The organism is Butyrivibrio sp. YAB3001 (genome assembly GCF_900112195.1).
GTDB lineage: Bacteria > Bacillota > Clostridia > Lachnospirales > Lachnospiraceae > Butyrivibrio.
On the sequence record NZ_FOKR01000002.1, the window covers coordinates 437,294 to 449,476 of the forward strand.

The following is a 12,183-nucleotide window of genomic DNA, read 5'->3' on the forward strand; positions in this document are numbered from 1 at the left end:
GGCCTTTACACCTCCCCTTTGGTTCTTTCTATTACAATGTTTGATTTTCCGCCGCTCTTCGTGATCTCTTCATAAGAAAGACCCAGTTCACGACTTAAAATATCCATTGTTCTTGGTGAGCAAAAGCCTGCCTGACATCTTCCCATTCCGGCTCTTGTTCTGCGCTTTACACCATCCAAAGATCTTGCGCCAAGCGGGCGATGAATTGCATCAAGTATCTCGCCTTCTGTAATAGACTCACATCTGCATACTATTGTGCCATATGCAGGATTTTCTTTTATAAGAGCATTCATCTCTTCAATTGAAAGGCCTTCAGTACGTGTAATGCCTTTTCTTGTTGAGATCCAATTTTCTTTTTCCTTAAGAGACATCTTCTCTTTTAACATCTCACTTACCATCTCACCGATTGCAGGAGATGCTGATAGTCCCGGTGATTCAATTCCTGCCACATCAATAAAGCAAGGCGCATCCTTTACTTCACCGATGACAAATTCGTGCTGTTCAAGATGCGCACGAAGTCCGGCAAAAGAAGTAATGACATTTCGCATAGGAAGATTTCTTACATTCTCAGAAGCCTTGGCTGTAAGAGCATCTATTCCCTCTGCAGTTGTAGCTGTCCCCTCTTTATTCTCAATATCGATAGCAGTAGGACCAACAAGTAAATTTCCGTGAACTGTAGGAGTTACAAGAACGCCCTTTCCATACTTTGTAGGCTGAGGGAAAATAGTGTGCGACACATGTCCACCAACTTCTTTATCCAAAAGACAATAGTCGCCTCTTCTTTCAATGATATGCATCTTGTCAGCGCTTACCATGTTGTGAATCTTATCTGCATAAACGCCTGCCGCATTAACAACATATTTGGCCTTGTACTCGCCATTGTTTGTTCTAAGATGCCATAAGCCATCTTCGCCCTTTTTAATATCTTCCACTCTTGTGTTAAATCTGAACTCAACGCCGTTTTCATTGGCATTTTCAGCCATTGCGATAGTAAGCTCAAACGGACAGATAATTCCTCCTGTCGGTGCCAAAAGAGCTCCTTCAACGTTCTCAGAAAGATTTGGCTCAAGTTCAAGAACTTCTTCCTTAGACAAAAGCTTAAGACCCTTTACACCATTCTTAACGCCTCTTTCATAGAGAACCTTAAGTCCGTCAAGTTCATCTTTATGGATACAAACTACCATCGAACCATTTCTCTTAAATGGAATATCAAGATCTTTGGCAAGGTCGTCCATCATTTCATTGCCGCGAACATTGAGTTTTGCCATAAGCGAACCTTCATCTGCATCAAATCCTGCATGAACAATAGCTGAATTTGCCTTAGAAGTTCCCTCACAGACATCCTCACATTTTTCCAAAACACAGACATTTAGTTCATAACGTGAAAGCCATCTGGCTACTGCGCATCCTGAAACGCCTGCTCCTATAACTATTACATCGTACATTTTATAACTCCCATCCGGTAATTACTGCATACTGTAGTAATGATTATTGTCAAAATAAAAATAGTCATTTGCGGTACACTAATTACCTATTACTATATCAACCCAATTTATTGAAAAGCCTTTAATTCTCTTTTGCCCAGCCTCTTGTTGACGCAACCGCCTGTTGCCAGCCCTTGATCTCCTGTTCTCTTTTTTCATCGCTCATAAGTGATTCAAAAATCGTATCAACTGACCAGTTATTTAAGACATCTTCCTTATCCTTCCAGAATCCAACTGCATATCCCGCAAGATAAGCTGCTCCAAGGGCTGTTGTCTCTACGCAGCTTGGTCTCATAACCTTAGTGTTTATAATGTCAGCCTGGAACTGCATTAGGAAATCGTTCTTGGAGGCACCGCCGTCCACTCTAAGAGACGTTATCTTTTTACCGGTATCAAGCTCCATCGCATGGAGTACATCATATGTCTGGAATGCCAGTGACTCAAGTGTTGCTCTTATAATGTGGTATTTATTTACACCACGGGTAAGACCTACAATCGCGCCTCTTGCATATGGATCCCAATAGGGAGCTCCAAGTCCTGTAAATGCAGGAACAACGTAGCATCCGTTTGTATCTTTAACTCTTGTGGCAAAATACTCTGAATCCGGAGCAGAATCGATTACTCTAAGTTCATCTCTAAGCCACTGTATTGCCGCACCCGCAACATATACGGAACCTTCCAGAGCATAAGTAACTTTGCCATTGATGCCCCATGCTATTGTTGTCAACAGGTCATTCTTGGAAAAAATAGGCTTATCACCTGTATTCATCAGCATAAAGCAGCCTGTTCCATAGGTATTCTTGGCATCGCCCTCTGAAAAGCAGGTCTGACCAAACAACGCTGCCTGCTGATCTCCTGCTGCGCCGGCAATCTTGATCGGGCCACCGAAAAACTCAGGATCTGTCTCGCCGTAAATGTAGCTTGAAGGCTTAACTTCAGGAAGCATACATGTAGGAATCTTTAATAAATCGCACAGTTCCTCATCCCATTCCAATGTATTGATATTAAATAAAAGAGTTCTCGATGCGTTAGAATAGTCTGTTACATGAACAGCGCCTTTTGTAAGCTTATAGATAAGCCACGAATCAACTGTTCCAAAACAAAGCTCTCCTTTTTCTGCTCTTTCTCTTGCTCCTTCAACATTATCAAGAATCCATCTTATCTTAGTTCCTGAGAAATATGGATCAAATTTAAGTCCAGTTTTTTGCTGGAATTTCTCAACAATGCCGGGAACTTCCTTTTTCATCTGTTCTGCAAAATCAGCAGTTCTGCGGCACTGCCACACAATTGCTCTGCTGATTGGCTGTCCGGTCTTTCTGTCCCAGACAATAACAGTCTCACGCTGGTTGGTAATTCCAATTGCAGCAATATCTTCAAAGCTTGCATCTATCTTGTTCATGGCTTCACGGGCTACAGAAAGCTGTGTCTGCCATATTTCACTTGCATCATGCTCAACCCATCCGGGCTGTGGAAAGAATTGTGTGAATTCTTTCTGAGCAACACTGATCATCTGTCCCTTCTCATCAAACAGGATACATCTGTTGCTGGTGGTGCCTGAATCCAACGCCATTACATATTTTGCCATCTTACGTTATAACTCCCTATCATTTTGCTTTAAACTCTACGGGGCATGGACGGAATGCGGATTGTGACTATATTGGGTATGAATGTGCAACGTTGCTCATAGCCCTGAACATTCCGAAAAGCCAAATCATTGGATTTGTCTTTTCTCCATAGGTCTAAAATCGCCCCGTCTGCACATTCATAACCCAATTAGTCACTAGTGTGCTGACTTGTTCATGTTTAATCAAATAACGAAGTAGATCATTTCATAGGCAAGGATGATAAATCGCAGGCAATGCGGGCATTGTCAAGATTTTCAGACGCAGCATATGAAATTGAGATACAAGTTATTTGATTGAATATGAGCTAGTCAGTACACTATCTTTAGCCCATGCAATCGCTTCGCGATTATGAAACTATTATTTCATTTGTAGTTTCTTCACAATGATATGATAGCTTTTTTTGCTAAAAAACTCAACTTATTCTAAATAGTTTCCTTTGATTTGGAGTATTTTTGTGGATTTGTCACAAATTGGGTATGTGATTTTTGGTGTGTATTTTTGTAAAACTGTTCTACGCCATAAAACAAAAGACCGCTGGTTAAGGCGGTCTTAAATGTTCTAATAGTTCTTAAATAAATCAGTATGTTTGCCGGTTCTCACCACAGTAAGAATAAGATTGTCTTCATCCTTGCCATATATCAGTAGAACTATTTTTCAAAATGCAGTTTTTCTTCCTTGAATTGTTCTAGATGCCCCATATCGTTGAATAGTTCAAGTCTTGGAATTACGAGTTCTCCCTTTCTTCCATCGAAGTTAATGATTGAGACGGAACATACTCCATAAGGCATAGTTGTAAGCACGAATGGAAAAGGAAGGTTCAAGATATGCGAAAACATAATTGCACCTGAGCCGCCATGGGCAAATAGAGCGATTGTATCAGCATTTTCCTCGATGCATTCATAAAGCTTGTTTTTACGGACGAGGCCATATCTTTGCAGTAAGTCATCCAGACCGGTTGATATTTTTTCATAGAAATCCATGCATGTGTTATCTTTAAAAAATGGATGTTCTGCCCAATTGATGTTTTCAGCACATTCGTCTGCATCTGTCAAAACCCTGTAAGCAAGAGTCCATGGATGGCCCTCATAGGGAAGTTTATTGGCAGAGTCAGCACTTTTATTCTTATCTCCCCAGTTGATTTCATGCATAAAATCCAGGTTTTCAACCTGAATATCATGGTTCTTAGCTGTATATGATGCTGTCTCTTTTGCACGTCCCATGGGTGAAGAATATATCGCTGTAATGTCTTCATCCTTGAGTCTTACAGCAGTGCTCTCAGCCTGTTTTTTACCATTCTCGGTAAGACAGTCATTTGCGTAATCTGGTTCTCCATGCCTGATGAATATTAGTCTCATATAAATCTCCAAGTAGTAAGATGAATGTCGCTGCCGACATTCTCAATCCGATGCTGCCTAATTTATGCAACATATTCCTATTGCACAAGAATGCATAGTTTTTATTTCATATGAATACTGAGCAATTTCCTACGGATTAAGAAATAATCACTGCGCATCCATGAATTTATCTATAACCTTGTAAATCTCCATATTTGGATCATCGATCATTTTTATCTCAGTATCAAACTGTATAAGTTTTGATTGTTCCTCTGTTCTTGGAAGCCATGAAGGTAGTTTTTCACCTGTTGGCTGTCCGTTTTCGTCAAGTAAATCGCCATTCGGATCACCCGTCTTTGCAAAGTTTATCCAATAGCTCTGCATTATTTCAGATAGTTTGTAGTCCTCTTCATCATAGAGCCCTGGATGTCGCCATAAATTACCATATGCATATGGCAATTCTCCTGCATGGTAGTTGGAAAGACTATTGTTTTTCTTGGTGAAATAATATTCGAAAGCCGGTCTTCCCTGTTTTATCATGTAGTTGTTCCAAAGATAATGCGAATAAGTAAACCACATAGCACTATAGGCTATGTTGAGAGCGCCTTTAGCATCACCTAACGCATCTATGATAAAATACTGATCTCTCTGTGGAGAATCTGCAGGAACTACCTGTGCCATCTCATGAGCATAATTCTCCATGTCTTCTGCCAGAAGTTCTTCATAATTATCTTTGGTTGCCTTCGTACTCAGCAAAAATGCATCTGCCTCTTTAGCATTAAAGCCATTCAATAGAGCTTTCTCATGATTATTGCCCTTTTCATAAGTAATATAAGGCATTTCAGTTATCGCATAACCATCTAAAGTCATTGCTGAGTTTTGTGTCTTTGTCTGAACCAGTTTCTCAGCTGGAATACTGCGAAGTTCATCAGAAGAAGCCACGCCAAATTCTGCCCTGACTTCTGCGCCGGTCTCTGCTGCTTCCTCATAACTTCTGAAAGTATGGAAAGGCTTTTTCTGAAGCACTGAGCTTGATTCTGCAATAGCATAGTTAAAAAGACCTTCTGACAAAGGTGATACACAGAGCGCATTTACACTTGAAGCACCGGCTGATTCACCTGCAATTGTGATTCTTGTCTTATCTCCGCCAAAGGATTCAATGTTATCATAAACCCACTTAAGCGCAGCAATCTGATCCAATAATCCATAATTCCCCGTGGTTCCATTTGGAGATTCTTCTTTGAGGTCGTCAGCTGTATAATAACCAAACACGCCAAGTCTGTACGCAAAATTTACAAATACCACGCCTTTTTGGGCAAGGTCTTCACCTCTGTACTCAGAATATGATGACTGGCCTGTTGTAAGTGAGCCCCCATGAATATAGAAGATAACCGGCAGCAGTTCTTCACTTTTCTTTTCCGGTGAAAAAATATTTAAATAAAGGCAGTCTTCACTCACCTCTTCAACATACTCATCGCCAAACTTAACCTTATAATCATGCCATCCCAAAATATGAGACAAAGAATCATATAAAACAGAACCTCTTGTCTGCATAGCCATAGGTCCAAATTTATCACACGCCCTTATTCCATCCCATGAATCAGGCTCCATAGGTTCTTTAAATCTAAGCTCTCCTACCGGTGGTTTTGCATAAGGAATGCCAGCATAGACCTTCACAGAATGATCTGTATTGTACACACCTGTCACCTTTCCCTGCTTAACGGTTACCACATCAGTTACATCCGGATTCTTATTATCAACTGCCGGAACTCTTTTGACTGGTGGTCCCGTAACTACATACGTAACTACCAGAACCAGAGCAAAAATCCCCATGGCTAAAACAAGATTTTTAGCGCCACTCCCCTTCTTGTAAAAGAACAGCCTATATACAATCATGGCCAAAGTCGCCACTACTCCGACAATCCATCCCGCAATCACATTCTTGGATAGTTCCAAAAGGGCAATGTACAGAACACCTATAATACTTACCCAAATCACATATCCCATTTTTACCTCCATTTCTGCTAACTTCACTGGAAATTCCATCCAATAATGTTATATAATATAGTTACAACTTAATCTCAATTTCATTTATTATACTCAAAGGAGAATCTCAGCTATGACACTAGGAAGAGAAGATCTCATTCATTCACTTGCAAAATCAATGGGCATGGGTGACGCCCAAAGATCAAAATACACATCAGGCAAGTACAACTCCGAGACCGGCACTATTTTCTGCAATGGTCATGTCATCTCAAAGCAGACCATAGAACAGTCACGCTTATACTTCCTCACACAATATCGTAAACTTGCAGAGAAAGATGATGAAGGAGCAAAAGACCTTGCCTCCATATATGAAGTTGCGCTTGAAGCAATCAACATGATGGTCGACACCGGAAGTCCTGACATGTAATCATCTGTAAATCATATACTCACGAAACAATTAAAAAAGCAAGCATTCATATCCATTCATTAACAAGTGCTCAATCTCACTATTGCTTCTCCAAGGAACTGTTTTCATCATCAACAGTTCCTTTTTTATTAAACAGTAAATTTCTGTTCATAAAAAGCTCTCCACTATGGATGCATCTATTTGTTTTTCTTATAAAAGAACTCACCATTCATGCGCATATTCATCTGTCGACGTCTACATCGTCAAATATTCATTCAACGCAAGACAGTATAAAAACAAACTTGGCATTACCTGTAATTTGCTTCAGAGGATTATATTGAACCGCACACACAACATCCTTTCTTGTGCGCAAAATCGCAGCGGGTCTGCTACGCGTGTAAAAATTCATAAATGTGCAGTTCTCGGACGAGCAGGATGATTTTCAAAGCGAAGCTTAAAAGAGAGTCCGATTGTTTTGAACAGCGCTGAAATGAGGACTCTCTTTTAAGCTGAGTTTTAGAAAATCACCGCGCAGACGAACACAAACATTTATGAATTTTACACCCATGCAGGCTTGGCCATTTGCTCGCCCCTTCCCTACTCGCTCACAGCTTCATACGCCGTATAATAGGTTTCAATCCTCGTAAACTTGTAGTATGCATCCCCCTTTATCGCCGCCGCACTTCCGGGATCAATGCACACTTCTCCTGCATTCCTTGGAATCATCCAAATACAGTCAACCAGCTCTTCTCCATCAAAAAACAAAACATACGCATCCACCTTAGCATTCTTATCGCTGGTATTCTGCGCAGTCAGAATAACTGATGTATCCTCAATCTCTCCCGTCACGATAACTTCGTCATACAGATCATTTTCATACGGATTTCTTTTTGATAAAAGAAATTCATACATGGAAGGGAGTTTGCCGCCAAGCTCATTTTTATCAAACCTTCCTTCGAAAACAAAAAGAGCTCCGTTTTTTACCGATTCAACTGTCTTATTCGAAACAGCCATTTCATCACCGTTCTCATCTCTTGCGGTAAAAACACATTCAAATCTGCAATTGTTGCCTGTTTCATTTCTTAGCACAATAACCGGATTACAATTGTGGTCATCCTCTCTAAAATACTGCCCCACAATGATTACTCCTACAGGCACTCCGCCATAGGAAGGCATATCATCATCTGACGGGCCTTGTCTGGAACTGCCATAGCCATTATTTTCTGCAGTATCCAAACTATCTATGCTCTCAAATATGCTGTCAGCATCAACCTTTACCAAATCCTTGCCCTCAGGATAATCGATGCTGTTCTTCTTATACGTATCACCATCTTCTGAAGCTTCACTATCAGTCTCTTCAGTATTTTCTTCTGGTGAGTTTTCTTCTTCACTGTTTTCTGATGACATATCTTCCTTGCTCTCAGGCATCTCCTCTTCCCCTACATCAGCGCTTTCCTGTTCGTCAGCTGCGTCATCTTCAGCCTTGGCAACATCTTTTTTTGGCAAGTCACTTGCTACAGCCTTACTTAGATCCACACCAAACGAAGAATAATTGTCATAGAGAATTTGAGCTACTATACCAAGTTTCTCATTCTTTTGAAAAGGAAGACTAAAACCATAAGTATTCAAATACATGATTATCGGTATTAATATTCCAACAAAAGAGATTGCAAGTGACCTCACTGTACTTATCGATTTTTCGTCTTTATAATTCAAGACATTAAGCACAAATGCTGCAATCGAAATAATTATACCTATAAAAAAGAACGAAGAAACAAGCCCCACAATTGACAATATGAGAGCAAATGCCACCATATTCATGAAAATCCCCCACTTTTTTCTGTGCACTTTTAACAAAAACCAACGCAATAAAAATGTCAATACTTGTATCAATATTTTTTTGTACTACAATATATTGTAGTTAAGAAATATTTTATATTTCGTTATGAGGAGGGTATGAAAATGAGTAATGTTGCAGAGATTGAAGCTCTGGATCTGAGGGTTATACGCAACATCCTTCGCTCCATGACCAATGAACACTGGTCAGTAGCTGAAGCACTTGATGAATATGATATTCCCACTGAACTTCGTGGTGAATATGAAGCACTTATTGAAGAATGCTTTGTAAACTAACACTACAACTTGCAGCCGCCTTACATAGGCGGCTTTTTTATTTCATAGAAAATTGCTCCACATTCTACTCCTTATTCTCTAATAAACTCATCCCCACATCATAAACCTTGCCTTCGCACGCGTCATTAAGCCATTTCGCCATAGTAATCCCATCCTGACTGAACAAAAGAAAATGCGGCTCTCTGACGCTTGTATGAACTGTACCGCCCATGGTGATAAGCGGAATCTTCCAGTCATCTATAAACATTCCAAACTTTGGCGTAAGCGCCTTTAGTTCTTTTACCATCTCGCAGAGCTGCTTATAAAACTCCTGCTGTATATCCTGATCAGTCTTGTACGTCTTATTGATAATGTCATTATAATAGGCACTTAGCAGATAATCATAGATTGAACTTGAATAAAGATATCTGAATCTGTCGCCATACTTTTCATAGAGCGCTTTGTACCAGTCAAGAGTTATATTTTCACTGTGAATACTCTTCCAGAGATCTTCCTTCGTATTCCATAGCTTCTTTGCTGTCTTTCTCCAGTTATTGTAAAGAAGCTGTCCGCTGTCTGAGAAAAGAGTAATGTTCCTTACATGCGGATAATAGTCATCGACAATTTCTCCCGCAAGAGCAGGCACAGCAAAAGCCCCTGCAGAATTCCCGGCAATAAGAAGCGCTTTTGGATTTGCAAAAAGCTTTTTGGCCACCTTCATACTCTCCAAAAAGTTAATGTACCCATGAAAATGAAGTACGCTCTCCTTGCCATCTTCACCAATATATGGATAATCGCTATTTCCTACATGAAAATCTCCCGTAGCGTAAGTAACTACGACAAAACTCCAATCCCTGAATGGATTCTTATCAGTAAAAATATCAGTTATACCCACATTTATGTTCATTATCTGGGTAAAAGGCCTTAAGTTGTTCCAATAATAATTCGGAAGCCCTGCTGCAACTTTGCCGCCTGTAACCGGTCTTGCAGCCATATATTCATTGTAGGCAACACCACCACCCGAAAGAAATATGCAAAGTCTATCCGGATCAGCAAGCTTAACATAAATGTGATATTCCGAGCCGTCACCGGAAAGCCCTTTTTCTATCGGAACCTTGTACCACTTCATTTTCTCAGGATTCTCTGGTAACACCGGTGCCTTAAAACTACTATCTTCTATAGCTTTTCCAATCCTGTTCTCGACAAAATCCCCAACTTTGGAAGCAAAAACCACGCCACGTTTGAAATTGTCCTTATTAAGTCTGTCTTTTAAGCCCAACCGCAATACTTTCCTTTACTACATATTAAACATCTTCTGAGATGCATTCTTTAAATCTGAAAATCTGAATATCACAAGAGCTGCAACAAGTATCAGGTATATCATTATCACTATCACAGCAGGCCAGGTAAATGTATTCATGCCATTTTTTATGAAAATAATCTGTAACAATGCCATAATGATATCAAGCATAAGATACAGAATATATTCATCAAGCCTTAGTTTCATTATTCTTGCTATGATAATAGTTGCTATCGCCAGCCCGAAAAGCGTAGCCGGCACCATCCACTGAACGCTCCAACCTCGAAAGCCGGTTTTCAGATCGATATAGACATCGACCACTATCGCAACAAACACTTCCCAGGTAATAACCTTTAGTGGATTATTCCTTAGATAAAGTGTTGTTACAAAAGTTACCCATGCCACCAGAAATCCAAGCATACATATCCCTATAAAAGGTAGCTGCCCTCCAGTCTGAATATTTAACGTCTCTAAAATAATCTCCGCTGCTATAAATAAAAATGTGCTCACCTTAAAAAGGGTGAAATCACTGATTACTTTCTTTTTCAAAGTAGGAAAAGAAGCTTCAAGCTCCCCTTCCATCTCTCTTACCTGTCCCTGACAAAGTGGGCAGCAGCTTTTCTTTCCACGAATTTTTACTTTACATTTAGGGCAATATTGCATCTTGTTCACTCCTCATCATAATCATTAGTTCCAAGCTCAACCTCTAGCCCCATTTCTGTAAGACATCTAAAGAAATTAAGCATGCTCTTATGAGTTTTAAACGGAGAAGCCTCTCCAAAGGTAAGTCTGTCATTGTAAGAGCAGACTGTGATCTGCTGACTTGCCGCAGTCATGAAAGCGCTAAAGCCCTCTATATAGTCTGCAACTTCGGGCGGCATCTTGATTTGCCCCAGGTTAGACATAGAACTTGTGACACCTTTTTTGGCTGTTCTGTCAAAATATCCTATTCCCAGATCCTTAAGCGGAAGTGGAATCATCTTTATTCCAAAATTCCTCTCAAGGGCCGAATATGAATTCATAGTCTTTTCGATATTCTCCTGAGAGAGCTTTTCCTTAAAATCCTTATCAACCTTTGTGATAATGCTTGAAAGCTGACCGTCATAATCAGCCGGGTCATAATCTATATTGATAACGCCAAAGAAATTTCTGCTTGTTCCGGATTTAAAGTACTGCCTTAAATTAACAGGAACACTCACCACCACATGCCTTCTCATCTGAATGCGGTTCATTCCCTGGATTATAGCCTTGATATAAACTGCTACGCACATTACACCGACAGTGGTGTTATTCTCATGAGCTATTTCCAGGAACTTCTTTGCAGAAATAGTTCCTTCCAATAAATGCGGAAGCAGGTATTCATCCAGTTCCCCTGTGAGCTGATATGCCTTTATCGATGACATTTCCTTAAGCTGCTTTAATCCCTTTTGCTTGCTGTAAAAATCCGTAAAGGCATCGACATTTTTCTCCTCAATGGAAAAGTCGTCAGTAGGCTTAATATCAGCATCTATTCCATGCTTTATAACAAGATATCTTGTCAAAAGATTCTTAAAGAACATGAAAGCGCCCGTTCCATCAGCAAGAACATGGAACATCTCAAGATTTATCCTGTTATTAAAGTAGTTCACTCTGTACAAAAGATTTTTGTGCCCCGGGATATAAAGCGGCGAGCAGGCAGGAATATTCTCCTCCTTGACGATTTCCCGCAGATTGCTGTCTTCCAGATAATACCAGAATATACCTCTGTGCATTACGCAGTTAAAAATAGGAAATTCTTCAATAATTTCATCAAGCGCCCTCTGAAGTGTAACTTCATCTACTTTTTCTTTTAACTGACATGTCAGCCTGAATACTCTGGTATTAGCTCCCTTGGCTGTGGAAGGTACAATCTTCGCTGCATTATCAAGCTTATACCAATTTCTGTTTCTCTCCATTA

The 12,183-nt window shown here is 40.1% G+C and carries 10 protein-coding genes; 2 read left to right on the forward strand and 8 right to left on the reverse strand.

Going from position 1 to position 12,183, the window contains the following annotated elements; all coding sequences use genetic code 11:
* Positions 1-5 precede the first annotated feature (5 nt).
* The 4 genes from BM086_RS01895 to BM086_RS01910 all read right to left on the reverse strand — a co-directional run bounded on the left by BM086_RS01895 (position 6) and on the right by BM086_RS01910 (position 6,450).
* Positions 6-1,445, reverse strand: a complete 1,440-nt coding sequence (locus BM086_RS01895) for an NAD(P)/FAD-dependent oxidoreductase (protein ID WP_092322568.1) — start codon at positions 1,443-1,445, stop codon at positions 6-8.
* Between the two features lie 121 nt (positions 1,446-1,566).
* Positions 1,567-3,069, reverse strand: coding sequence for a glycerol kinase GlpK (gene glpK, locus BM086_RS01900; RefSeq protein WP_092322571.1), 1,503 nt, complete (start codon positions 3,067-3,069; stop codon positions 1,567-1,569).
* Positions 3,070-3,756: 687 nt separating this feature from the next.
* Positions 3,757-4,464 (reverse strand): histidine phosphatase family protein, encoded by a 708-nt coding sequence (locus BM086_RS01905; RefSeq protein WP_092322573.1) that lies wholly within the window; start codon positions 4,462-4,464, stop codon positions 3,757-3,759.
* A gap of 147 nt (positions 4,465-4,611) precedes the next feature.
* Positions 4,612-6,450, reverse strand: coding sequence for a carboxylesterase/lipase family protein (locus BM086_RS01910; protein WP_092322576.1), 1,839 nt, complete (start codon positions 6,448-6,450; stop codon positions 4,612-4,614).
* A gap of 112 nt (positions 6,451-6,562) precedes the next feature.
* On the opposite strand from BM086_RS01910, the gene BM086_RS01915 reads away from it, so the two are divergent.
* Positions 6,563-6,856: a hypothetical protein gene (locus tag BM086_RS01915; RefSeq protein WP_092322580.1), complete on the forward strand. Its 294-nt coding sequence runs from the start codon at positions 6,563-6,565 to the stop codon at positions 6,854-6,856.
* Between the two features lie 576 nt (positions 6,857-7,432).
* On the opposite strand, the gene BM086_RS01920 is transcribed toward BM086_RS01915, so the two are convergent.
* Positions 7,433-8,656, reverse strand: coding sequence for a hypothetical protein (locus BM086_RS01920; protein WP_092322584.1), 1,224 nt, complete (start codon positions 8,654-8,656; stop codon positions 7,433-7,435).
* Positions 8,657-8,797: 141 nt separating this feature from the next.
* On the opposite strand from BM086_RS01920, the gene BM086_RS20720 reads away from it, so the two are divergent.
* Entirely contained in the window at positions 8,798-8,968 is a 171-nt protein-coding gene (locus BM086_RS20720; RefSeq protein ID WP_175560059.1) for a hypothetical protein, read from the forward strand.
* Positions 8,969-9,032: 64 nt separating this feature from the next.
* On the opposite strand, the gene BM086_RS01925 is transcribed toward BM086_RS20720, so the two are convergent.
* From BM086_RS01925 to BM086_RS01935, 3 genes are read right to left on the reverse strand one after another with little or no spacing between them, the layout of a single operon-like run.
* Entirely contained in the window at positions 9,033-10,226 is a 1,194-nt protein-coding gene (locus BM086_RS01925) for a pectin acetylesterase-family hydrolase (protein WP_092322587.1), read from the reverse strand.
* Positions 10,227-10,244: 18 nt separating this feature from the next.
* Complete coding sequence (locus BM086_RS01930; RefSeq protein ID WP_092322590.1) at positions 10,245-10,910, reverse strand: DUF6320 domain-containing protein; 666 nt, start codon at positions 10,908-10,910, stop codon at positions 10,245-10,247.
* A 5-nt stretch (positions 10,911-10,915) separates the two neighbouring features.
* Positions 10,916-12,181 carry a hypothetical protein gene (locus BM086_RS01935; RefSeq protein WP_092322593.1) on the reverse strand — a complete coding sequence of 422 codons (1,266 nt, stop codon included), beginning with the start codon at positions 12,179-12,181 and terminating at the stop codon, positions 10,916-10,918.
* Positions 12,182-12,183 lie beyond the last annotated feature (2 nt).